At 71.2% G+C, this 21613-nt stretch carries 21 protein-coding genes, 1 tRNA gene and 1 pseudogene; 8 read left to right on the forward strand and 15 right to left on the reverse strand.

Annotation, left to right across the window (positions count from 1 at the left end; genetic code table 11):
• Nucleotides 1-6: 6 nt before the first annotated feature.
• From ACO2TI_RS09230 to ACO2TI_RS09240, 3 genes are read right to left on the reverse strand one after another with little or no spacing between them, the layout of a single operon-like run.
• Entirely contained in the window at nucleotides 7-1821 is a 1815-nt protein-coding gene (locus tag ACO2TI_RS09230) for a sensor histidine kinase (protein ID WP_423283746.1), read from the reverse strand.
• Nucleotides 1822-1823: 2 nt separating this feature from the next.
• Entirely contained in the window at nucleotides 1824-2063 is a 240-nt protein-coding gene (locus tag ACO2TI_RS09235; RefSeq protein WP_423283747.1) for a PP0621 family protein, read from the reverse strand.
• A 10-nt stretch (nucleotides 2064-2073) separates the two neighbouring features.
• Nucleotides 2074-2955 carry a cytochrome C assembly family protein gene (locus ACO2TI_RS09240; RefSeq protein WP_423283748.1) on the reverse strand — a complete coding sequence of 294 codons (882 nt, stop codon included), beginning with the start codon at nucleotides 2953-2955 and terminating at the stop codon, nucleotides 2074-2076.
• 111 nt (nucleotides 2956-3066) lie between these two features.
• Here ACO2TI_RS09240 and ffh point away from each other — a divergent pair, with 111 nt between their 5' ends.
• Both ffh and ACO2TI_RS09250 read left to right on the forward strand, forming a co-directional pair.
• Nucleotides 3067-4467, forward strand: coding sequence for a signal recognition particle protein (gene ffh, locus ACO2TI_RS09245; protein ID WP_423283749.1), 1401 nt, complete (start codon nucleotides 3067-3069; stop codon nucleotides 4465-4467).
• A gap of 93 nt (nucleotides 4468-4560) precedes the next feature.
• Nucleotides 4561-5313 (forward strand): DUF2726 domain-containing protein, encoded by a 753-nt coding sequence (locus ACO2TI_RS09250; protein WP_423283751.1) that lies wholly within the window; start codon nucleotides 4561-4563, stop codon nucleotides 5311-5313.
• A 4-nt stretch (nucleotides 5314-5317) separates the two neighbouring features.
• Here the strand turns inward: ACO2TI_RS09250 and ftsY are convergent, their stop codons facing one another.
• The gene (gene ftsY / locus ACO2TI_RS09255) at nucleotides 5318-6385 is read right to left on the reverse strand and encodes a signal recognition particle-docking protein FtsY (RefSeq protein ID WP_423283753.1); all 1068 of its coding nucleotides are present in this window, start codon (nucleotides 6383-6385) and stop codon (nucleotides 5318-5320) included.
• Nucleotides 6386-6441: 56 nt separating this feature from the next.
• Here ftsY and rsmD point away from each other — a divergent pair, with 56 nt between their 5' ends.
• The 3 genes and pseudogenes from rsmD to ACO2TI_RS09270 all read left to right on the forward strand — a co-directional run.
• Nucleotides 6442-7101: a 16S rRNA (guanine(966)-N(2))-methyltransferase RsmD gene (gene rsmD, locus ACO2TI_RS09260; protein ID WP_423283754.1), complete on the forward strand. Its 660-nt coding sequence runs from the start codon at nucleotides 6442-6444 to the stop codon at nucleotides 7099-7101.
• An 8-nt stretch (nucleotides 7102-7109) separates the two neighbouring features.
• Entirely contained in the window at nucleotides 7110-7613 is a 504-nt protein-coding gene (gene coaD, locus ACO2TI_RS09265) for a pantetheine-phosphate adenylyltransferase (RefSeq protein ID WP_423283755.1), read from the forward strand.
• Between the two features lie 34 nt (nucleotides 7614-7647).
• A pseudogene (locus ACO2TI_RS09270) lies at nucleotides 7648-7812 on the forward strand (YfhL family 4Fe-4S dicluster ferredoxin); the annotation flags it as partial.
• Nucleotides 7813-7819: 7 nt separating this feature from the next.
• Here the strand turns inward: ACO2TI_RS09270 and ACO2TI_RS09275 are convergent.
• From ACO2TI_RS09275 to ACO2TI_RS09310, 8 genes are all read right to left on the reverse strand, one after another.
• Complete coding sequence (locus ACO2TI_RS09275; RefSeq protein WP_423284081.1) at nucleotides 7820-8287, reverse strand: hypothetical protein; 468 nt, start codon at nucleotides 8285-8287, stop codon at nucleotides 7820-7822.
• Complete coding sequence (gene pth / locus ACO2TI_RS09280; protein ID WP_423283756.1) at nucleotides 8284-8928, reverse strand: aminoacyl-tRNA hydrolase; 645 nt, start codon at nucleotides 8926-8928, stop codon at nucleotides 8284-8286. Before pth ends, ACO2TI_RS09275 begins: the two co-directional genes overlap by 4 nt.
• Nucleotides 8929-9041: 113 nt before the next feature.
• A complete protein-coding gene (locus ACO2TI_RS09285; protein WP_423283758.1) occupies nucleotides 9042-9671 on the reverse strand; it encodes a 50S ribosomal protein L25/general stress protein Ctc in 630 nt (209 codons plus the stop codon).
• 84 nt (nucleotides 9672-9755) lie between these two features.
• Nucleotides 9756-10718, reverse strand: coding sequence for a ribose-phosphate pyrophosphokinase (locus ACO2TI_RS09290; RefSeq protein WP_423283759.1), 963 nt, complete (start codon nucleotides 10716-10718; stop codon nucleotides 9756-9758).
• A gap of 72 nt (nucleotides 10719-10790) precedes the next feature.
• Nucleotides 10791-10867: transfer RNA gene (locus ACO2TI_RS09295), tRNA-Gln, on the reverse strand.
• Nucleotides 10868-10945: 78 nt separating this feature from the next.
• The gene (gene ispE / locus ACO2TI_RS09300; RefSeq protein ID WP_423284074.1) at nucleotides 10946-11818 is read right to left on the reverse strand and encodes a 4-(cytidine 5'-diphospho)-2-C-methyl-D-erythritol kinase; all 873 of its coding nucleotides are present in this window, start codon (nucleotides 11816-11818) and stop codon (nucleotides 10946-10948) included.
• A 14-nt stretch (nucleotides 11819-11832) separates the two neighbouring features.
• Nucleotides 11833-12357 (reverse strand): outer membrane lipoprotein LolB, encoded by a 525-nt coding sequence (locus ACO2TI_RS09305; RefSeq protein ID WP_423283760.1) that lies wholly within the window; start codon nucleotides 12355-12357, stop codon nucleotides 11833-11835.
• A gap of 5 nt (nucleotides 12358-12362) precedes the next feature.
• Nucleotides 12363-14162: a tetratricopeptide repeat protein gene (locus tag ACO2TI_RS09310; protein ID WP_423283761.1), complete on the reverse strand. Its 1800-nt coding sequence runs from the start codon at nucleotides 14160-14162 to the stop codon at nucleotides 12363-12365.
• 58 nt (nucleotides 14163-14220) lie between these two features.
• Between ACO2TI_RS09310 and mutM the strand changes: the two genes are divergently transcribed.
• The 3 genes from mutM (at nucleotide 14221) to mutY (ending at nucleotide 18325) form a co-directional block, all read left to right on the forward strand.
• Nucleotides 14221-15057 (forward strand): bifunctional DNA-formamidopyrimidine glycosylase/DNA-(apurinic or apyrimidinic site) lyase, encoded by an 837-nt coding sequence (mutM, locus tag ACO2TI_RS09315; protein WP_423283763.1) that lies wholly within the window; start codon nucleotides 14221-14223, stop codon nucleotides 15055-15057.
• 150 nt (nucleotides 15058-15207) lie between these two features.
• Complete coding sequence (locus ACO2TI_RS09320; protein ID WP_423283764.1) at nucleotides 15208-17238, forward strand: dynamin family protein; 2031 nt, start codon at nucleotides 15208-15210, stop codon at nucleotides 17236-17238.
• Between the two features lie 4 nt (nucleotides 17239-17242).
• Nucleotides 17243-18325: an A/G-specific adenine glycosylase gene (gene mutY / locus ACO2TI_RS09325; RefSeq protein WP_423283765.1), complete on the forward strand. Its 1083-nt coding sequence runs from the start codon at nucleotides 17243-17245 to the stop codon at nucleotides 18323-18325.
• 17 nt (nucleotides 18326-18342) lie between these two features.
• Here the strand turns inward: mutY and ruvA are convergent, their stop codons facing one another.
• The 3 genes from ruvA to ACO2TI_RS09340 all read right to left on the reverse strand — a co-directional run bounded on the left by ruvA (nucleotide 18343) and on the right by ACO2TI_RS09340 (nucleotide 21540).
• Nucleotides 18343-18924, reverse strand: coding sequence for a Holliday junction branch migration protein RuvA (gene ruvA, locus ACO2TI_RS09330; RefSeq protein ID WP_423283767.1), 582 nt, complete (start codon nucleotides 18922-18924; stop codon nucleotides 18343-18345).
• 1 nt (nucleotide 18925) lies between these two features.
• A complete protein-coding gene (locus tag ACO2TI_RS09335; protein WP_423284075.1) occupies nucleotides 18926-19585 on the reverse strand; it encodes a response regulator in 660 nt (219 codons plus the stop codon).
• Nucleotides 19586-19668: 83 nt separating this feature from the next.
• Nucleotides 19669-21540, reverse strand: coding sequence for an ATP-binding protein (locus ACO2TI_RS09340; RefSeq protein WP_423283768.1), 1872 nt, complete (start codon nucleotides 21538-21540; stop codon nucleotides 19669-19671).
• Nucleotides 21541-21613 lie beyond the last annotated feature (73 nt).

Below are 21613 nucleotides of genomic sequence, written 5' to 3' on the forward strand. Positions count from 1 at the left end.
CGAGCGTCACAGATGGAGGCGGGGCTCGGTGGCCGGCAGTGCGGCGCGGCGCATGGTCACCCAGAACGCGTTGCGGTGCCGGCTCGATGCCGGGCGCAGCTGGTACTCGATGCCGGCCCCGTAGCGCTCGCACAGCTCGCGGCAAATATACAGGCCGAGTCCCGTGCCGCGGCTGCGGCTGGAGAAGAACGGCTCGAACAGATGCCGCTCGATCTCGGGCGGGATCGGCGCGCCGTCGCTGGCCACCAGCAGGCGCACGAGCTCGTCGCCGTCTTGCGCGACGCGCACCCACACCGCGCCGGGCTGGCCGCTGCCGTGGCGCAGCGCGTTGTCGAGCAGGTTGACCAGCACGCGCCGCAGGTGGTCGGCATCGAAGACCACGCCCACCGGCTGCTCGGGCAGCTCGACGCGCAGCGCGCTCGCCTCGCCGAGCGCGAGGCCGCAGGTGCGCGCCCATTCGCTGCACGCGGCCGCGACCTGCGCGGTGATGTCCAGCGGCGGCGGATCGGCCAAGGCGCCGGGCGCGACCTCCATCACGTCGTCGACGATGCGCTGCAGCCGCTTGGCGTTGTCCGCGATCATGTCGACGAGCTGGCGCTGCTGCGGATCGGCCACGTCTTCGGCGAGCAATGCATTGGCCTGCGCGATCGCCGCCAGCGGGTTGCGGATCTCGTGCGCGATGCCGGCCGACACGCGGCCCATCGCGGCGAGCTTTTCCTGGCGCAGGCGGCTTTGGACCGTGTGCAGGTCCTCGACCAGCAGCACAACCATCTCCTCGCCGCCGCCGTCGGCCGCCGTCGCGCGGCGGCGCATGAACCGCATGCGCAGCCGCAGCCGGCGCGGTTCGCCGTCGGACAGCGTCAGCGCGATGTCGCGGCCGGCATCGGGCCAGCTGCGTTCGAGAACCGCCTCGCGCACCGCCTGCCCGAGCTGCGACCAGCCGGAGCGGTCGTCGAGCGCGAACGAGGCGCTGCCGCCGGCATGACCCAGCAGTGCGCGCGCCGCCGGGTTGGCCGCGCGCACCTTGAGGCGCCGGTCGACGACCAGCACGCCCTCTTGCATCTCCTCGATCACCAGCCGGTTGAGCTGGGCCTGCTGGCGCGCCATCTCGAGGCTGCCGCGCGCCGTCAGCTCCTCGCGCGCGAGCCGCCCGGCCAGCTCGTGCGCCAGCAGCGACACGACGAACAAGCCGGCGCCGGCCAGCCCCGCCCGCGTGATCTCGACGTAGACCTCTTGCCCCGCCCACACCTGCACCAGCGACTGCGACAGCAGCACCAGCGTCGCCGCCGCCGTCACGCCCAGCGCCTGCAGCCGCGGCGTCAGCACGCCCGACATCAGCACCGGCATCACCAGCAAGGCCGCGGTGCTGATCGGCCCGCCGCCGGCAGTGAGCATGTGCAGCGAGCCGAAGGTCGCCAGGTCGAGGCCGATCGTCGCGACGAACTGCCGCCGCCGCAGCCGCGTCGCAGTGGGTCCGGGCTGGCCGATCGGCCAGCGCGGCAGCATCCACAGCAGCGTGGTCGCGAACGCGTAGGCGCCGCACAGCGCCACGAGTTCGGTGCGCGGCCGCAGTTCGACCAGCGCGATGACGATCGAGGTGCCGAACAGCAGCAAGCCCAGCGCCGCGCGCGCGCTGACGAAGGCGCGGTACAGGCGCGAAAACGCGCTCGAGCCTTCGCTGGCGATGCGGCGCGCCTGGCGCGACAGGAAGCGCGAATCGGGCGTGTCGCTGGCGCGCCATTCGCCGCGGTCGAGCCGTGACGACTCGGGATCGTCGAGCGTCGATTCCAGCGAGCTGAACCAGGTGGGCTCAGCGGTCATCGTCATCGCTCCTCGGCGGCCAGCCGGTGCGCCTCGGTGCAGTAGAAGCGGCCGGCATCGGCGCCGGCGACCGCTTCGATGCGCGGCAGATGCACGCCGCAATGCGCGCACGGCACCATAGCCTGCGCGCGCGAAGGCCCTGCGCTGCGCTTCGAGGACGCCGGCGGCGACGGCCGGCGCAAGCCGCGCAGCCACCAGACCACGACCAGCGCCAGCACGACGATCAGGATCAGCTTGGCCATGCGGCGAACCTCAGGCCGGGCCGCCGCGGTGCATCAGCACCTCGAGCACGAAGCGCGAACCGACGTAGGCCAGCAGCAGCAGCGACGCGCCGGCATACAGCCAGCGCGTGGCGCGACGACCGCGCCAGCCGAACACGTGACGGCCGACCAGCAGGCCGGCGAAGACCGCCCAGGCGAGCAGCGAGAACACGCTCTTGTGGTCCCAGCGCCAGGGCGACGCGAACCACCAGCCGACCGCCAGCGTTGCCGACAGCACGACGAAGCCCGCGACGACGAAGCGAAACGTCAGCTTCTCGAGCCGCAGCAGCGGCAACCCCAGCGGCGCCGGCGTCACGCCGCCGGCCGGGCGCAGGCGCAACTGCCGCTCCGCATGGCCGAGCAGTGCCGCATGCAGCACCGCCGCGCCGACCAGGCCGTAGGCCGCGATGCCCAGCACCCAGTGCAGCGGCGCCCACGCCGAGGCCAGGCCGGGGCGCCATTCACCGGGAAACGCGAGCGCGAGGCCGACGCTGGCTGCGCCGAGCAGCGCGAGCGCGCGGCGCAGGGCCGGCAGCGGCAGCACGCGGCTTTCGACCGCATAGACCGCAAGCACCAGCCACACGGTGACCGACAGCGCCGGCGCGAAGCCGAAGCGCGCCCCGGGCTGCGGCTCGCCGAGACCGGCGGCATGCGCGGCGATCGCCGCACCTTGCGCGATCCAGCCGATCACGAGGGCGGCGCCCAGCTGCAACCGCGGCTCTTGCGCGTCGTCCGAAGCCGGCGCCGCGGCCGGCCGCAGTGCCGCAACCGCATAGGCGATGAGCGCGACCGCGCTCGCCAGCCACAGCGGCGAACCGCCGGCCAGGCCCGCCAGCGCGGCACCGGAGGCCGCGCCATCGAGGGATAAACTCATGGGCCCGAGTGTAGCGAGCGGTCCCCGTGCGGACCTTGGCTGCAACCGCTGCGCCGACGCGGTGAACGCACCCCCGCGCTGCACCCGCCGCCCCTCTTTCGAGACTCCCGAATGGCCTCCGCCCTCTCCGAACGCCTGAGCCGCCTGGTCAAGACCATGCGCGGCCAGGCCCGCATCACCGAGTCCAATGTGCAGGACATGCTGCGCGAGGTGCGCATGGCCCTGCTCGAGGCCGACGTGGCGTTGCCGGTGGTGCGCGACTTCGTCGCGCGCGTCAAGGACAAGGCGCTCGGCGCCGAAGTGGTCGGTTCGCTGACGCCCGGCCAGGCGCTGGTGGGCATCGTGCAGAAGGAGCTCGCCGCGACGATGGGCGAGGTCGACGCGAACGGGCAGCTCAAGCCCGGCGCCTCGGACCTCAACCTCGCGACGCAGCCGCCGGCGGTGATCCTGATGGCCGGCCTGCAAGGCGCCGGCAAGACCACCACCACTGCCAAGCTGGCCAAGCACCTGATCGAGAAGCGCAAGAAGAAGGTGCTCACGGTCTCGGCCGACGTCTACCGCCCGGCGGCGATCGAGCAGCTCAAGACGGTGAGCGGCCAGGCCGGCGCCGAGTGGTTCCCGTCGACGGCGAACGACAAGCCGGTCGACATCGCGCTGGCCGCACTCGACCACGCCAGGCGCCACTACCACGACGTGCTGATCGTCGACACCGCCGGCCGGCTGGCGATCGACGAGGCGCTGATGGCCGAGATCCGCGCGCTGCATGCGGCCGTCAAGCCGATCGAGACGCTGTTCGTGGTCGATGCGATGCAGGGCCAGGACGCGATCAACACGGCCAAGGCCTTCGGCGAGGCGCTGCCCTTGACCGGCATCGTGCTGACCAAGCTCGACGGCGACTCGCGCGGCGGCGCAGCGCTGTCGGTGCGCTCGGTCACAGGCGCGCCGATCAAGTTCGCCGGCGTGTCGGAGAAGATCGACGGCCTCGAGGCCTTCGACGCCGAGCGCCATGCCGGCCGGGTGCTCGGCATGGGCGACATCGTCGCGCTGGTCGAGGAGGTCACCAAGGGCGTCGACCTCGCCGCGGCGCAGAAGCTCGCCGACAAGGTGAAGTCGGGCGACGGCTTCGACCTCGAGGACTTCCTCGCCCAGCTGTCGCAGATGAAGAAGATGGGCGGCCTGGGCGGGCTGATCGACAAGCTGCCCAGCCAGCTCACCGGCGGCAAGACCGCGCAGCTCGGACAGAACGACGTCGACCGCGCCGAGCGCGACATGCGCCGCATGGAAGGCATCATCCGCTCGATGACGCCGCTGGAGCGCCGCAAGCCGGAGCTGCTCAAGGCCTCGCGCAAGCGCCGCATCGCCGCCGGCGCCGGCGTGCAGGTCCAGGACGTCAACCGTCTGCTCAACCAGTTCGAGCAGATGCAGGGAATGATGAAGAAGATGAAGGGCGGCGGCCTGGCGAAGATGATGCGGCGCATGGGCGGCATGAAGCCGCCCGGCTTCGGCCGCTGATCGTCGCCGGCGCGCAGCCGGTCTGGGACATTGCGACTGGACCGGCGGCGCGCTCGCTGCTAGGGTCGGGCCCGTAGTGGGAGTGAAAGAGCAATGAGCCTGATCGAAACGATCGGCCTGGTCGCCATCCTGTTGCTCGGATGGTGGCTGTGGCGTCGCCGACGCGGCGACGAAGTGGCCAACGGCAGTTCCGGCGGGAGCCGCCGCGCCAACGCGGTCGAGACGCTCGACACGGTGGCGGGCTGGCCGCCCGAGGCCACGCGCGTGATGACGGTGACGGAGCGGCGCGCGCATCGCCTGCTGCGCGACGCGCTGCCCGAATGCATGATCCTCGCGCAGGTGCCGCTCGCGCGCTTCCTGCGCGTTCCGACACGGCATTCATACGCCGAATGGATGCGCCGCGCCGGCCAGCTGTGCGCCGACCTCGTCGTCTGCGACGAGGGCTCGCAGGTGGTTGCCGTAGTCGACGTTCGGCCGTCGGCGGAGCAAGCCAGCGAGCGCCACAAGAAGCGCCACGACCGCATGGTGCGCGTGCTGCGCAAGGCCGGCGTGAAGGTGCTGACCTGGTACGAGCAGAGCCTGCCGCGGCCCGACCAGGTGCGCGAGCTCGTGCTCGGCGGCTCCGAGGAACAGGCGCGTCGCGCAGCCCCGGCCGCGGCCGCCGCCTCCGCGACGGCAGCCGCCGCGGCGACGGCCCAGGCCGACCAGTCGGCGCGCGACCTGGTCGCGCGGATGGCGAACGAGGCAGTACCCGAGGTCACCGAGATCGACGAGCCGCCGCCGTCGACCTGGTTCGACGACCTCGATTCGGCGCCGATGCCGCTCGACGAGCCGAAGCGGCGTTAGAGATTCAGTCGAGCAAGGCGTGCGCGAACTCGCGCGCGCGGAACCGCTCCAGGTCGGCCAGCGACTCGCCGACGCCGATGAAGTAGACCGGCACCGCGCCTTGCGCACGCGTGCGCGACCACAGCGCGATCGCGGCCAGCACGCCGCCCTTGGCGGTGCCGTCGAGCTTTGTGACGACCAGGCCGGTGAGGCCCAGCGCATCGTCAAAGGCCTTCACCTGCGCCAGCGCGTTCTGGCCGGTGTTGCCGTCGATCACCAGCAGCACCTCATGCGGCGCGCCGTCCATCGCCTTGCCGATCGTGCGCTGCACCTTCTTGAGCTCGTCCATCAGGTGCAGCTGCGTCGGCAACCGGCCGGCGGTGTCGGCGATCACGACCTCGCAGCCTCGAGCCTGGCCGGCCTTGACTGCATCGAAGCACACCGCCGCCGGGTCGCCGCCTTGCTGGCTGACGATCTCGATCTGGCCGGCCGCCGCCGCATCGGGACGCGCGTCGGCGCGCGTGGCCCATACCGCGAGCTGCTCGCGCGCGGCCGCGCGGAAGGTGTCGGCCGCGGCCAGCAGCACGCGGTGGCCGTCGTCGGCCAGGTGGCGAGTCAGCTTGCCGATCGTCGTCGTCTTGCCCGCGCCGTTGACGCCGGCGACCATCATCACGGTCGGCTCGGCCGGGCCGACCACGAGTTCGCGCTCCAGCGGCTGAAGCAGCTCGGCGATCGCCTCGATCAGCAGCAGCCGCACCTGCGCCGGCTCGCTGGCCTTGGCGGCCTTGACGCGGCGCTTGAGGTCATCGAGCAGGTGCTGGGTCGCGGCGACGCCGGCATCGGCGGTCAGCAGCGCGGCTTCGAGTTCCTCGTAGAGCGCATCGTCGATGCGCGCGCCGGTGAAGACCTGGGTGATGCTGCCACCGGTGCGGCGCAGGCCCGTGCGCAGGCGGTCGAACCAGGAGGCCTGCGGTGCGGCGACGGGCGCCTGAGCAGGCGGGCTAACCGGCTGGGCCGGCGTCTCCATCGCCGGTGCGGGCACATCGGGCGCGACCGGTGCCGGTGGCGCCTTTTTCTTGAAGAAACTGAACATCCGCCGAGGATAGCCCGTGCCGCCGGACGGCCCGAAGGCCCGGCGACAATCGCGCCATGAGTTCCGCATCGCGCCGCTCGGCGACATCATCTGCTTCGCGCCCGGCCGGCGCGCCGGGCCAGTTGCGCATCATCGGCGGCCAGTGGCGCCGGCTGCGCCTGCCGGTGCCCGATGCGCCGGGCCTGCGGCCGACGCCCGACCGCGTGCGCGAAACCCTGTTCAACTGGCTCGGCCAGGATCTCGACGGCTGGCGCGTGCTCGACGCCTTCGCCGGCAGCGGCGCCTTGGGCTTCGAGGCGGCATCGCGCGGTGCGGCCGAGGTCCTGCTGATCGAGCGCGACGCGCGGCTCGCACGCGGCCTGGAGCAGTCGCGCCAGCGCCTCAATGCGCAGGCCGCACGGGTGCTGGCCACCGACGCGCTCGGGTGGATGAGGCGCGCGCCGCCGGCGAGCTTCGAGCTCGTGCTGCTCGATCCGCCGTTCGGCGAAGGCCTGTTCGAGCCCGCGCTGGCCGCCGCCGCGCCGCTCGTGGTCGATGGCGGCTGGCTCTACCTGGAGGCGGACCGGGCCTTCGAGCCGGCGTCGTTCGACCCGCTGGGCCTGGCGCTGCATCGCCATCTGCGTGCCGGGGCCGTTCACGCTCACCTGCTGCGCCGCACGGCCGGCGCCTACACTGCGGCCGACGCCGTCGTCCGATCCGAGGAGAGCGCGCCTTGACCGCCCGCATGTCCCTGACCGCCGTCTACCCCGGAACCTTCGACCCGATGACGCTCGGGCACGAGGACCTGATGCGCCGCGCCAGCCGGCTGTTCGACCGGCTGATCCTCGCGGTCGCCGCCGGCCATCACAAGCGCACGCTGTTCACGATCGCCGAACGGCTGGAGATCGCGCAGGAGATCGCCGCGCCGCTGGGCAACGTGGAGGTGATCGCCTTTCGCGGCCTGCTGCGCGACTTCGTCGTCGAGCACAAGGGCAAGGTCGTCGTGCGCGGCCTGCGCGCGGTCAGCGACTTCGAGTACGAGTTCCAGATGGCCGGCATGAACCGGCAGCTGATGCCCGATGTCGAAACGGTGTTCCTCACGCCGAGCGACCAGTACCAGTTCGTCAGCGGCACCTTCGTGCGCGAGATTGCGATGCTGGGCGGCGACGTGTCGAAGTTCGTCGCGCCCTCGGTGCTGCGCCGCCTGCGCGAGCGCTATGCCAGCGCCACCGGGGCGCAGTCGGCATGAGGACGCAAGAGGAGATGCTGTCGCCATGGCGCTGATGATCACGGACGAGTGCATCAACTGCGACGTCTGCGAACCCGAGTGCCCCAACCAGGCGATCTCGCTGGGGCCGGAGATCTACGTGATCGATCCGGCCCGCTGCACCGAGTGCGTGGGCCATTTCGACGAGCCGCAGTGCGTGCAGGTCTGCCCGGTCGCGTGCATCCCGATCAACCCGGCGCACGTCGAGACGAAGGATCAGCTCTGGGCGAAGTTCCGGCTGCTGACGGCGGCGTCCTCGAGCCCTCCTTCGAACGCTCCTTCGGACGCGCCTTCGACGCCCCCTGCGCCTTGAAGCCCTTGGGCTTGGGCAGCTTGGCGGCGGACCGCCAGGGCTGATCCGCCTCGGCGCGCGGCGTGCCGCCCAGAGAGGCCGCCGCTGGCGTTGGCCGGCGCTCGCTGGCCAGCCGCTCGCGTTCCAGTTCGTCGGCCAGCCGCTTGTCAGCGTCGATCGCGGCGCGCGACTGGCGACGCTGCTCGTCGCTGCGCGTGTCGGCAACCTCGATCGCGCGCCCGTCGGCGCACGGGGTTTGCGAGTAGCTGCGGCCATCGGGGCCGCAGCGGTAGACCGTCTGCGCGTTCACGATACTGCCGAGTCCACACAGGGTCAGGTACAGCATCGCGACGCGCAGTGTCATGGTGAGGCCTTGTCCTCGTCGTTGGAACCGTTCGCGGGAGCCGACGGGCGCGGCGGCTTCGGCCGCGGCGGCTTGGTGGTGTGCAGCTGCTGCGTCGCGCGCGTCATGTCGCCGGACAGCAGCGCCGGTAAGGCCGTGAGCGAGCGCGCCAGCGCGGCTTCGATCGCCTCACGGTGCGCAGGACTCGGCTTGCCCAGCACATAGTTCGCGACCTCGGTCTTCACGCCGGGGTGGCCAATGCCGATGCGCAGGCGCCAGTAATCGGGACTGCCGAGCTGGGCATGGATGTCGCGCAGGCCGTTGTGGCCGGCGTGGCCGCCGCCCTGCTTGAGCTTGAGCTCGCCGGGCGCCAGGTCGAGTTCGTCATGCGCGACCAGCACCTCGTTCGGCGCGATCTTGAAGAAGCGCGCCAGCGACGCGACCGACTTGCCCGACAGGTTCATGTAGGTCTGCGGCTCGAGCAGCCACAGCGGGCCTTCGGGCCGGTTCACGCGCGCGACGAGGCCGAAGTAGCTGCGCTCCGGGACGAGCGACACCTTGAGCTCGCGCGCGAGGTCGTCGATCCACCAGAAGCCGGCGTTGTGGCGCGTGGCCTCGTACTCGGGGCCCGGATTGCCCAGGCCGACATAGAGACGAATCATGGTGCGGGATTATCGAAGCGGGTCCCGGGACGGCGCCCGCCCGGAAGGGGGAGCCCCTCAACGAAACAGCCCCGCCGAGGCGGGGCTGTCGATGCACGGGTGCAGGCGACGAATTACTTCTTGCCCTTGCCCTTGGCCGGCGCCGGGGCAGGCGCCGCAGCGACGGCGACCTCGGCCGGCGCTTCCTCTTCCTGCACCACCACGGTGGCGATCACCGGGTTCTTCTTGCCATGCAGCACGACCTTGATGCCGGCGCCCAGCTTCAGGTCGTTGACGTGCAGCGACTGGCCCTTGGTCAGCTGCGACAGGTCGACCTCGAGGAACTCGGGCAGCTTCTCGGCCAGGCACTCGATCTCGAGCTCGTTGACCACGTGCGAGACCAGGGCCTTGTCCAGCTTGACGGCCGGCGAGTTCTCTTCGCCGCTGAAGTGCAGCGGCACCTTCTTGCGGATCTTGGTGGTGGCGTCGACGCGCTGGAAGTCCACGTGCAGCACGAGCTGCTTCCAGGGGTGGCGCTGCACGTCGCGCAGCAGGACCTTCTGGGTCTTGCCGTCGAGTTCCATGTCGAGGATCGACGAGTGGAAGGCTTCCTTCTTGAGCGCGTGGAACAGCGCGTTGTGATCGAGTTCGATCATCTGCGGCTCGCCTGCGCCGAACACGATGCCCGGCACCTTGCCGCCGTTGCGCAGGCGGCGGCTCGCTCCGGTCCCCTGCAGTTCGCGCTTGAAAGCGACGAAGTTCATGACAGTTCTCCAATGAGGAAGGTGCCCGCGACCAGGCACCCGTGGTGAATGCCGCGACGGCATGCCGCGGCCGTGAAACCCGGATCAGAAGTTGTTGTTCTGCTCCGAGAAAAGCGAAGTGACCGACTCGCCGTCCGAGATGCGGCGGATGGTCTCCGCGAACAGGAAGGCCACCGAGAGCTGGCGGATCTTGCCGGTGCTCTTGGCGGCCGCGTTCAGCGGGATGGTGTTGGTGATCACGACCTCGTCGAGCGCCGAGCCCTTGATGCGCTCGATCGCCGGGCCCGAGAAGATCGGGTGCGTGCAGTAGGCGAACACGCTCTTTGCGCCGCGTTCCTTGAGCACTTCGGCCGCCTTCACCAGCGTGCCGGCGGTGTCGATCATGTCGTCCATGATCACGCAGTTGCGGCCTTCGATCTCGCCGATGACGTGCATCACTTCCGAGACGTTGGCCACCGGGCGGCGCTTGTCGATGATCGCGAGATCGCAGCCAAGCTGCTTGGCCAGCGCGCGGGCGCGCACGACGCCGCCGACGTCCGGCGAGACGACGATCAGGTTGTCGTAGTTCTTGCTCTTGAGGTCAGACAGCAGCACCGGCGAGGCGTAGATGTTGTCGACCGGGATGTCGAAGAAGCCCTGGATCTGGTCGGCGTGCAGGTCCATCGTCAGCACGCGCGCGACGCCGGTGGCCTCGAGCATGTTGGCCACCACCTTGGCCGAGATCGGCACGCGCGTCGAGCGCGGGCGGCGGTCCTGACGGGCGTATCCGAAGTAGGGAATCACCGCGGTGATGCGCGCGGCGGAAGACCGCTTGAGCGCATCGACCATGATGAACAGCTCCATCAGGTTCTCGTTGGTCGGCGCGCAGGTCGGCTGCACAACGAAGCAGTCGCGCGCACGCACGTTCTGCTGGATCTCGACCGTGACCTCGCCGTCGGAGAAGCGGCCCACGTGGGCGCGCCCGAGCTCGATGCCGAGATGGGTCGCGATCTCCTGCGCAAGCGCCGGGTTCGCGTTGCCGGTGAAGAGGACTGTGTTCGCGAGCATGGTCGGCATCTCCGGGGAGCCAGCGAGAACGACACGGCGCCCCTCGGGGCGCCGTGTCTTCAGCTGCAGGTTTGGCAGGGGAGGAAGGACTCGAACCCTCGCATGTCGGAATCAAAATCCGATGCCTTAACCAACTTGGCGACTCCCCTACACGGGTCAGCGCTTGCGCGCTCACCAAAAAACTGTCGCCGGTCCTTCGTGACCTTCGCTGCCGCGGGACGGACGCTTCAGTCGCCTGCCCAGTCGGCGAGCGGATGCCGCTCGAGACCCCGGCACATGCGTCCCACCCAGCCCGCGGGAAGCTCGTCGGCTTCCAACATCGCGGCCCGCGGCGATTCGCCCGCACCGACTTCCGCAAACACCGCGCTGCCCGAGCCCGACATCCGGCTTGCGCCGAAGCGGGCTTCCAGCAGCTTCAAGGCCTGACCGACTTCCGAGCTGTAGGCCATTGCTGGCAACTGCAAGTCATTGCGGCCAAACCCCGTGGGGTCTGCAAGAAAGTCCGAAAGTATAGCAGGCGCGCGCGCGCGCACCAACTGCTCGGCCAATGCCGGACTCGTGAACACCGCCACGGTCGGGATCGCGACGGCCGGCTTGAGCACGGCCCACCAGCGCGGCGCGAACTCGATCGGTGTGAGCTTCTCCCCGACGCCCTCGACCCACGCGTTGCGCCCGCCGACGAAGAACGGCACGTCGGCGCCCAGCGTCGCGGCCAGCTCGGCCAGGCGGCTGCGCGGCCAACCCAGCCCCCACAGCCGGTTGAGCGCCAGCAGCGCGGTCGCGGCATCGGAGCTGCCGCCGCCCAGTCCCGCACCCCAGGGGACTCGCTTGTCGATCGACAGGTCGGCGCCGAGCGTCGTGCCGCTGGCCGCTTGCAGCGCACGCGCGGCGCGCAGCGTCAGGTCGTCTGGCGGCAGCGCAAGGCCGAGATCGTGGCGCGCGAGACGGCCGTCGTCGCGGCGCTCGACGTGCAGCGTGTCGGCCCAGTCGATCAGCGCGAACACCGACTGCAGCAGGTGGTAGCCGTCGGCACGCTTGCCGACCACGTGCAGGAAGAGATTCAGCTTGGCCGGTGCCGGCAGGTCGGTGATCGAACGCAGAGCCATCGGCGGGATCAACGTGGGTCGAGTTGCACGCGAAGGTCCACGGCCGGCGCTGCAACGCGGCGCAGCGCGACGCGGCCTTCGGCCTGGCGGCCGAGATCGATCGACCAGCCCAGCTGCTCGAAGCCGCTCGCTGCGGCCTGGCTCGGCGCCTTGGGCCAGGGCCGGCCGCGCAGCCAGTCTGGCAACGCGGCCAGCGGCACGCGCTCGCCCAGGGCGCCTTCGGCCAGGCTGTCGAGGTCGCCGAAATGGCGCTCGCCCTCGCTGGTGATCAATCGCGCCGGCGCGCCGGGTGACCAGTGCGCCTGGGCGATCTGCAGCCCCAGCGGGTTGGTCAGCACGAGCCGGCCGCGCTCGCCGTCGCCCAACAGTTCGAAGGCCGCCGACATCGACTGCGGCGGCTGGCTGTCGATGCGCAGCGCGAGCCGGCCGTCGAGCCTCGCCAGCCCGAGGTCGGGAGCGCTCACCGTGGCGCAGGCCGCGAGAACAAGCGGCAGCAGCAGGGCCGCGAAGCGGGCACGCAGGGACGGGCGCACGAAACTCAGAGCTCGACCTTGAGGCGCGCGAGCGTTTCGAGCAGCACCTCGTTGCCGGCGTCGCGGCCGCGCCCTTCGCGCCAGACGCGCCGCGCCTCGTCGCGCTCGCCGTTGACCCACAACACCTCGCCGAGGTGGGCGGCGATCTCGGGATCGGGTCGCGCGCGATAGGCCTGGCGCAGCCACTTGAGCGCCTCCTCGCGATTGCCCATGCGGTACTCGACCCAGCCAAGGCTGTCGACCAGGAACGGCTCGCCGGGCGAGATCTCGAGCGCCTTGAGGATCAGCGCGCGCGCCTCGGGCAGACGCTGGTTGCGATCGGCCAGCGAGTAGCCGAGCGCGTTGTAGGCGTGGTGATGGTCCGGCCGCAGCGCGATCACGCGCCGCAGCAGCGCTTCCATCTCCGGCAGGCGGTCGAGCTTCTCGTCGACCATGGCCTGCTCGTACAGCAGGTCGACGTCGTCCTTGAAGCGCTCGTTGCCGGCCGCGAGCACCTCGCGCGCCGGCGCCCAGGCCTTGGCGTCGCGCAGCAGCTGGGCCTCGGCCAGCACCTTGGCGCGCGCGTCCTCGGGGTTGCGCTCCGGCACCTGGCGCACCAGCGCGCGCGCGGCGTCGAGCTTGCCCTGCTGGGCCAGCAGCGACGCGCGGCGCACCTGCACGGCCAGTGCCTGCGAGCCGTCGACTTTGGCAAGCCACGCCTCGGCGCCGGCGTAGTCGCGCCGCTGCTCGGCGGCCTGGGCGAGCAGCAAATAGGCCTGCGTCTGGCGCTGCGCGAGCGAGCCGTCGTCGTCGCCTGAGCTTTGTGCCGCCTCGCCGGCAGGCGCCTGAGCGAGCCGCTCGAGGTAGGTGCGCAGCGCCTGCTCGGCCGGCTGCGGCTGCTTGAGCTCGAGGCGCAGCGCGCCGAGCGCGAGCCAGGCATCGGCTAGGCCCGGCGCATCACGCGTGACCGTCTCCATTTGCGGCAGCGCCTCGGCATAGCGCTGCTGGCCGGCCAGCGTGCGCGCATACATCAGGCGAACGGCACTGCGCTTGGCCAGCGGCGTGCCGTCGATCGCCAGGTAGCTTTGCACCATCGACTCGGCCGCCGGCTGCGTGGGCATCAGCTCCAGCGCGACCAGCGCCGGCCCTTCGCTGCCCGCATCCAGGGCCTGCGCCTGCTGCAGCGCCTCGACGGCCGCCGCACCGTCGCCGGCGGCGGCGCGCACGCGCGCCAGCGAGGCCCAGGCCGCCACGGCGGCCGCCGGCGGTTCGCCCGCGACCTTGGCCTGGGCATAGGGCAGCAGCACTTGCTCCATCACCGAACGCACCTGCTTGCGGTCGCCGGCGCGTGCGAAGCTGCGCGGCAGCGACAGGATCGCGCCAGGGCGCTCGGCCGGCGGCACCAGCGCCAGCAGCGCGCGCAGCGGCTCGGCCGTCTCGCCGACGCGCTCGAGCGCGCTCAGCAGCTGGATCTCGTAACGCGCCGCTTCCATCGACTGCGGCAGCGCCCGGCGCCACGCGCGTGCGGCCGCGAGCGCCTGGTCGCCGGCCCGGGCCTGCAGCGCGATCTCGGTCGCGCGCTGGAACAAGCGCTCGTCGCGCATCCTGCGCGCCGCGTCGAGCAGCGTTTCGTAGGCGGCGCCGGGTTCGCCGCTGCGCAGCGCAATCTCGCCGACCAGTACTTCGTAGAAGGTCTCGGCATCGAGCGCGGTGCCGATGGCCGGTTCGTCGTCATCGATCGGCGACGCCGGGGCGGTCTGGGCCGCCAAGGGCATGCACGCCAAGCCGCACAGCAGCAGGGTCAGGAACGGCCGGCACTTCGCCATTGAGGCACTCCAAAGGGCAAGAATCATTCTATGCACGCGCGCCGGGATAATTCCGCGCATGCCCGAGTTGCCAGAGGTGGAAGTCACGCGCCGCAGCCTGGTCGAGCGCGTGCGCGGCGCATGCATCGCGAACGTGCGCCTGGGCAAGCCCTTGCGCTGGCCGCTGGGCCTCGCGCCTTCGGCGCTGGCCGGACGCCGCATCGACGACGTTTCGCGCCGCGGCAAGTACCTCTGGTTCGCACTCGCACCTTCGAGCGGCATCTCGACGCGCGATGGTCTGCTGGTGCATCTGGGGATGTCCGGGTCGCTGGCCTGGCGCGAGTCGATGCCGGCGCCCGGCCCCTGGGACCACTTCGATCTGGCCACGGACCGCGGCACGCTGCGCCTGACCGATCCGCGCCGTTTCGGCGCGGTCGTGTGGTCGCCCTCGCTCGACAGCGGCGCGGCGGCCAAGCTGCTGGAGGGCCTGGGCATCGAGCCGTTCGATGCCGGCTTCACGCCGCAGTTCCTGCACCAGCGGCTGCGCGGACGACGCGTGGCGATCAAGCTCGCGATCCTGGCCGGCGACATCGTCGTCGGCGTGGGCAACATCTACGCCAGCGAGGCGCTGTTCCGAGCCGGGATCGATCCGCGCACGCCGGCCTCGCGCGTGAGCCTCGAGCGCTGCGCGCGACTGGTCGACGCGGTGCGCGCCGTGCTCGGCCGCGCGCTCGAACTCGGCGGCTCGACCCTGCGCGACTTCCGCGACGCGCACGGCATGGACGGCGCCTTCCAGGCCGAAGCCGCTGTCTACGACCGCGAGGGACTGCCTTGCCAGCGCTGCGGACGGCCGGTGCGCCGGCTCGTCCAGGGTCAGCGCTCGACCTACTTCTGCGCCGGGTGCCAGCACCGGTAACGGTCGGTGAGGCCGCGCAACTCCGTCACGCCCTGACACAGACTCGTCGCCAACTTGTCGCCGCGAGTCCGCAGCAAGGGTCCAAAGTCCCAGGGGGCTCGGTTACGATTTCGCGTTCACATCGCCCCCGGGACAAAGCGCCCACGCCCCATGCCCGCTTCGTTCGCCCGCAGCTTCGATGCCCTGAGCAGCTGGCGCAGCGCTGTCGAGGCGCGCGTGCGGGAGCTGGCGCGCTTTCTTCGCGAGCAGGACCTGCTCGATGCGCCGACCGCTGACCAGATCGAAGCCCTGCGCGGCCGCTTCGCCGAAGACAAGCTCGTGGTCGCGGTGGTGGCCGAGTTCTCGCGCGGCAAGTCTGAGCTGATCAACGCCATCTTCTTCTCCGACGCCAAGCGGCGCATCCTGCCGGCGACCGCGGGTCGCACGACGATGTGCCCGGTCGAACTCGCCTACGACGCCGACGAACCGCCCAGCCTCGCGCTGCTGCCGATCGACACGCGCCTCGAAGGCGCCTCGCTCGCCGAGCTGCGCCGTCAGCCGCAGGCCTGGACGCACACGCCGATCGATCCCAGCGACGCGCAGCGCCTGGCCGAGGCGCTGACGCAAGTCACGCGCACCCGCCTCGTCACGCAGGACCAGGCGCGCGCGCTCGGCTTCTGGGACGACGAGCGCGCCGACGACAACCCGCCGCTGGACGCGCAAGGCTGCGTCGAGGTGCCGGCCTGGCGCCATGCGCTGATCAACCTTCCGCACCCGCTGCTCAAGCGCGGCCTGGTCGTGCTCGACACGCCGGGCCTCAACGCGATCGGCGCCGAGCCCGAGCTCACGCTCGGCCTGTTGCCGACCGCGCATGCCGCACTGTTCGTGCTCGCGGCCGACACCGGCGTGACGAAGTCCGACCTCGCGGTCTGGCGCGAACACCTCGCGACCACCGGCGCGGCCTGCTACGTCGCGCTGAACAAGATCGACACGCTGGCCGATCCGCTGGGCACGCCCGAGGCAACGGCATTGCAGATCCAGCGCCAATGCGAGGAGGTCGCGCGCACGCTGGACCTGGCGCCGTCCGCGGTGTTCCCGATCTCAGCCAAGCAGGCGCTCGCCGCGCGCGTCGAAGGCGACGCTCAGCGCCTGGCCGAAAGCCGGCTGCCGGCGCTCGAAGCCGCGCTGTCCGAGGGTCTGCTGCCGCAACGCCGCGAACTGCTCGCGCGCATGGGCAACGGCGCGCTATCGGAGATCGAGACCCAGGTCCAGCGCCGCCTCGGCGACCGCCGCCGCCAGATGGCCGAGCAACTGCTCGAGCTGCGCGGCCTGCGTGGCAAGAACGCCGCCAAGGTGCGATTGATGCTGCAGCGCGTGGAGGCCGACACGGCGGAGTTCGAGCAGTGCATCGCGCGCCTGCAGGCCATGCGCGCGGTGCACTCGCGCATGCTCAAGGAAGCGCTGCTCGATCTCGCGAGCGACCGCCTGCGCGCCGACATCGACGCCTTCGAGGCGGCGCTGCGCGGCTCGCTGCTGCAACTGGGTGCGCGCAAGGCCTTCGCGCGCCTGTGCGAGGGGCTGCGCGAGCGGCTGGAGCTCGCGCAGACGCGCGGCGCCGAGATCCATCAGATGCTCGAGGCCTCCTTCGAGAAGCTCAACGTCGAGTTCGGGTTCAGCCTGGCGGTCAGCAAGGGCCCCGACCTCGATCGCTTTCTGCGCGACCTCGAGCTGATCGAGCGCAACTACACGCAGTACCTCGGCCTGGGCCATGCGATCCGGCTCTCGCAAGGCGGCGCATCGTTCGAGCAGTTTCGCCGCATGCTGGTCTCGCGACTGCGCGTGGTGTTCGAGAGCGCCTCGGGCGAGCTGGAGCTCTGGAACAAGACCGCCTCGGCGCAGATCGATTCGCAGCTGCGCGACCGCCGCAAGGGCTTCCGGCGCCGTCGAGAATCGCTCGAGCGCATCCAGGCCGCGGCGGGTGAACTCGAGGACCGGTTGTCCGAGCTCGACAGCCAGGACCAGCGGCTGCAACTGCTGCAGCGCCGCCTCGGCGAGCTGGTCAAGGCGGCGCGCTCGCAGGCGCAAAGCCGTCCCGGCGTGTTGGCCGAGATGGAGCTCGGCTATGCCGAGACCGCGCCGTCGAACCTGATCGACATTCCGCTCGACCTGCCCGCGCCCAACACGTCCGCGGCGCGCGGCTGAGACCATGGTCGCTGACGTGATCGCGGCACCGCCGCGCGTCGAACTCGAGCGCGAGATCGCACCGCGCATCGTCGCCTGGCAGCGCACGCACGGCCGGCACGACCTTCCCTGGCAGCGCAGCCGCGATCCGTACCGCGTCTGGCTGTCCGAGGTCATGCTGCAGCAGACGCAGGTCACGACGGTACTGGCCTACTACGACCGCTTCCTCGCGCGCTTTCCCACTGTGCTGGCGCTGGCCGAGGCGCCGCTCGACGAGGTGTTGTCGACGTGGGCCGGCCTGGGCTACTACAGCCGCGCGCGCAACCTGCATCGCTGCGCGCAGGCGGTCATGGCCGAGCACGGCGGCGCGTTTCCGCGCAGCGCGTCGGCGCTCGAGACACTGCCCGGCATCGGCCGCTCGACCGCCGCGGCGATCGCGTCGTTCTGCTTCGGCGAGCGCGCCGCGATCCTGGACGGCAACGTCAAGCGCGTGCTGACGCGCGCGCTCGGTTTCGATGCCGACCTGGCCGTCGCCGCGAACGAGCGCGCGCTATGGGACCGAGCGACCGCGCTGCTGCCCGCCGATGCCGACGACATGCCGGCCTGGACGCAAGGCGTGATGGATCTGGGCGCCACCGTGTGCAGCGCACGCCGCCCGGACTGCCTGCTGTGCCCGCTGACCGAGGTCTGCGTCGCGCGCGCGCAAGGCCGCGTCGAGGCCTACCCGGTCAAGACGCGCAAGCTCAAGCGCGGCGCGCGCGAGCACTGGTGGCTGTGGCTGGCCGCGCCGGACGGCGCGGTGTGGCTGGAACAGCGCCCGGCACGCGGCATCTGGGCCGGTCTGTGGACGCTGCCGCTGCACGAAGACGAGGCAGGACTCGAGACCGCACTGCGCGAGCTCGGCGTGCACGCCGCGGCCGAGCCGCAGCCGACGCTCAGGCATGCCCTGACCCACCTCGACTGGACCTTGCACCCGCGTCGCGTGCTGGTCGATGCCGCCGTCGCTGCACGGGTTGAGCGATCCTTCGCGCCGGGCCGCTGGGTCGCGCCGGCCGAGCTGCGCGAGATCGCGCTGCCGGCACCGCTGCGCAAGCTGCTGATCGGTTGAGTCGCAGGCCCGCGCCCTCAGCGCGCGAGCGCCTTCAAGGCCTGCTTGATGCCATCGGCCACCGCCACGTCGGCGGGCAGCGACTTCACCGCCGCCTGCGCCTCGCGATCGCTGTAGCCCAGCGCGACCAGCGCCTGCAGGATGTCGGCCTGCGCATCGCTGGCCGGCCCGCCGCCGGCCGCCACCGGGCCGAGGTCGACGCCGAGCTTGCCCTTGAGTTCGAGCAGCAGTCGCTCGGCGGTCTTCTTGCCGATGCCGGGCACCTTGACGAGGCGGCCTGCCTCCTGTGCGGTGACGGCCTGCGACAGCTCGGCGACGCTGAGACCCGACAGGATCGACAGCGCCGTGCGCGGCCCGACGCCGGAGATCTTGATCAGCTGGCGGAAGGTGTCGCGTTCGGGCGCGGTGAGAAAGCCGAACAGCACCTGCGCGTCCTCGCGCACGACGAAGTGGGTCAGCAGCGTGACGCGCTCGCCGATGGCGGGCAGGTTGTAGAAGCTGCTCATCGGCACGTCGACCTCGTAGCCGACGCCGTTCACGTCGAGCAGGATCGCGGGCGGGCTCTTCTCGGCGAGCGTGCCGCTCAGGCGACCGATCACCTTACTGGCGACGGAACAGACCCAGGCGCTGCGCCTCGAGCGCCGCCTCGGCGCGCGAACTCACGTTGAGCTTGCGGTAGATCTGCTTGACGTAGTCGGCGATCGTGTGGCGCGACAGGTTCAGCTGCACGCCGATCTCGGGCAGCGTGAAGCCCTTGGCGACACGCAGCAGCACCTCGCTCTCGCGCTCGGTCAGCGTGACGCCGGGCACCGGGTTCGAGGTCGGGTAGTCGTCCTTCGCGTGCGTGGCGAAGTACTGGATCACGCGCCGTGCGATCGACGGCGACAGCGGCGGTTCGCCCTGGCTGATGCGCTGCAGCTGCTCGGCGATCTGTTCGCGCGGCTGCTCCTTGAGGATGTAGCCGAACGCGCCGGCTTGCAGCGCCGGGAACAGGTGCTCGTCGTCGTCGTGGATCGTCACCACGACCGACTGCGCCTCGGCCTGCACCTCGCGCAGCATGCCCACGACCTCGACGCCCGAGCCGTCGGGCAGGCCGAGGTCGATCAGCGCGAGATCGAACTTCTGTGCGCCGATCAGCGCGCGGGCGTCGTGCACGCGCGCGGCCTCGGCGATCTGGGCACCGGGAAAGGCCTGCAGCACCAGCGCCTTCATCCAGGCGCGGATCTCGGGCAGGTCTTCGAGCAGGAGGATGCGGGTCACGGTACTCACGGACTCATCCTAGCAGCATTGGCCCGCCGCGTGCCTCATGGTTGCTGAGGATGGCAGGCAGCGGGTGCCCACGTTCAGAGCGGGACCGTGAGACGGATCACGGTTCCGAAGCCCGGCCCCGACTCCACCAGGCACTGGCCCTGGATCTGCTTGGCGCGGTGCTTCATGCTGTACATGCCGTGGCCGCGGTCGAGCTTGCCGTCGAGCTCGAGGGGAATGCCCTTGCCGTTGTCGCGGATCACGAGGTGCAGGTCCTCGTCGACCGAGCTGCGCACCGTGCAGCGCGATGCGCCGCTGTGCTTGATCAGGTTGCTCGTCGCCTCGCGCAGGATGCGGGTGATGCCGACGAAGGCGCGCGCTGACAGCGTGCGCGGCTCGGTCACCTCCTCGCTGTGCCATTCGATCTCGATGCCGGCGGCGCCCAGGCGCGACACCGTCTCGGCGCGCCAGTCAGCCAGCGCGTCGGCCAGCTGCACCGGCTTGCCGGTCAGGCCCTTGACCGACAGGCGCATCTCCTCGAGCGCCTCGCGCGCGAGTTGCGAGATGCGGTCGTTGTCGCTGGTGTGGACGATGGTCAGCAGCTTGGCGCCCAGGTCGTCGTGCAGGTCGCCGGCGATGCGCTTGCGCTCGCGCTCGGCCATCTGCTCGACGCGCTGTTCGGTCAGCGCCGCCCAGCCGCGCTCCATTTCGGCCGTGGCGTCGCGCAGGCGCTGGTCGAACTCGCCGCGCGCGCGCTCCGCGTGGCGCAGCGCCTGCACGAACACCTGCACCAGCCGGAACGCGATCGCGACGAACAGCAGCGGCATCGCGAAATGGATCATGTGCACCTGCGGCAGCGGCAGCATCAGGTCCTGGATCGCGATCTCGGCCACGATCGCCAGCCCCAGCAGGCCGAGGATGCCGGCCATCACCCAGCGCTCGGTGCGGCGCTCGCGCCACGCGGCCCACAGGTAGATCCCCGCCGCGCCGATGACCTGCGCGGCCAGCAGCGTGTAGAAGGCCGCCGCCAGCACGAACAGCCGGTCAGGCCCGGCCGCCAGCAGCAGCGCGGGGGCGATCAGGCACTGCGCCCACAACAGCCATTCGCGGCGCGACGGCGGCACGCCCGCATAGCGCAGCAGGAACAGCGTGCCGCTGACTGCCAGCACCACGAAAGCGCAGAAGAAGAACCCTTCGACCACCTCGTTCGGCAACGGGATGTTGAACCACCACACGCGCGCCGACAGCGCCGCCCAGCCCAGGCAGACGAAGCCGAAGTGCAGCAGGTAGCTGACGTCGCGCACCCAGCCGATGCCGATCACGAACAGGCCCAGCACGACCAGCGTCACCGCCACGACTTGGGCCGCGGTGACGTTCCAGAAGCGCTGCCGCTCGCTGGCCGGCTGCAGGAGCGACTGCGCGCCGATGTAGAGCTCCGACAGTCCGGCCGCGCGCTGGCGCGCCGCCACGCGTTCGAGCGGATGGCCCACGACCTGCAGCTCGAGGCGGTTGTGGTGCGGCATCAGCAGGCCGGTCGGCAGCGCGACGACCATCGATTCGTAGCAATGCCGCGTGTACGGCAGCGTCATGCGCCCGCCGCGTGCGATGCGCGAGCCGTTGAGGAACACCTCGACGTTCTGGCAGGCGCGCGGGATGTAAAGAACGGGCAGCTCGTCGGGCGGCACCGGAGGCGCCGGGAAACCGATCCGATACCAGGTCGCGCCGCCATGGTGAGGCCGGCTGGCCGACCAGTCGTCCGGCAGCGCCACGACCTGCGCGGGCGTGCCCTCGGCCGGCGGCGCCGAGCTCGCCTGCGGCAGCGCGATCGCCTGCGCGGCGCGCACCACGAGCACGCGCTGCTCCTGTGCCGCCACGGCCTGCGCCAACAGCGGCAGCAGCGCAGCCAACCCGAGCAGGCGCAGCCGGCTCAGCAGGATTCGCGCAAAGGTCGGCCACGGCATCGACATGGCGGGCGATTGTGCGAGCGTTTGCGCGGGCGTCCCAGGCAAGCCCGGCCCCCGGCGCGCGGGGGCGACGCGC

The organism is Caldimonas sp. KR1-144 (genome assembly GCF_049446155.1).
Taxonomy (GTDB): domain Bacteria; phylum Pseudomonadota; class Gammaproteobacteria; order Burkholderiales; family Burkholderiaceae_C; genus Rivibacter.

Bases quoted from the DNA above. Each gene is read 5' to 3' on its own strand.
- ACO2TI_RS09285 (WP_423283758.1), bottom strand. From the start codon at position 9,671: ATGAACTTCGTCGCTTTCAAGCGCGAACTGCAGGGGACCGGAGCGAGC.
- ACO2TI_RS09230 (WP_423283746.1), bottom strand. From the start codon at position 1,821: ATGACCGCTGAGCCCACCTGGTTCAGCTCGCTGGAATCGACGCTCGAC.
- ACO2TI_RS09310 (WP_423283761.1), bottom strand. From the start codon at position 14,162: ATGGCGAAGTGCCGGCCGTTCCTGACCCTGCTGCTGTGCGGCTTGGCG.
- ACO2TI_RS09240 (WP_423283748.1), bottom strand. From the start codon at position 2,955: ATGAGTTTATCCCTCGATGGCGCGGCCTCCGGTGCCGCGCTGGCGGGC.
- pth (WP_423283756.1), bottom strand. From the start codon at position 8,928: ATGATTCGTCTCTATGTCGGCCTGGGCAATCCGGGCCCCGAGTACGAG.
- ACO2TI_RS09340 (WP_423283768.1), bottom strand. From the start codon at position 21,540: ATGTCGATGCCGTGGCCGACCTTTGCGCGAATCCTGCTGAGCCGGCTG.
- ACO2TI_RS09250 (WP_423283751.1), top strand. From the start codon at position 4,561: ATGAGCCTGATCGAAACGATCGGCCTGGTCGCCATCCTGTTGCTCGGA.
- ftsY (WP_423283753.1), bottom strand. From the start codon at position 6,385: ATGTTCAGTTTCTTCAAGAAAAAGGCGCCACCGGCACCGGTCGCGCCC.
- ACO2TI_RS09275 (WP_423284081.1), bottom strand. From the start codon at position 8,287: ATGACACTGCGCGTCGCGATGCTGTACCTGACCCTGTGTGGACTCGGC.
- ffh (WP_423283749.1), top strand. From the start codon at position 3,067: ATGGCCTCCGCCCTCTCCGAACGCCTGAGCCGCCTGGTCAAGACCATG.
- ACO2TI_RS09320 (WP_423283764.1), top strand. From the start codon at position 15,208: ATGCCCGCTTCGTTCGCCCGCAGCTTCGATGCCCTGAGCAGCTGGCGC.
- mutM (WP_423283763.1), top strand. From the start codon at position 14,221: ATGCCCGAGTTGCCAGAGGTGGAAGTCACGCGCCGCAGCCTGGTCGAG.
- ACO2TI_RS09235 (WP_423283747.1), bottom strand. From the start codon at position 2,063: ATGGCCAAGCTGATCCTGATCGTCGTGCTGGCGCTGGTCGTGGTCTGG.
- ACO2TI_RS09290 (WP_423283759.1), bottom strand. From the start codon at position 10,718: ATGCTCGCGAACACAGTCCTCTTCACCGGCAACGCGAACCCGGCGCTT.
- rsmD (WP_423283754.1), top strand. From the start codon at position 6,442: ATGAGTTCCGCATCGCGCCGCTCGGCGACATCATCTGCTTCGCGCCCG.
- coaD (WP_423283755.1), top strand. From the start codon at position 7,110: ATGTCCCTGACCGCCGTCTACCCCGGAACCTTCGACCCGATGACGCTC.
- mutY (WP_423283765.1), top strand. From the start codon at position 17,243: ATGGTCGCTGACGTGATCGCGGCACCGCCGCGCGTCGAACTCGAGCGC.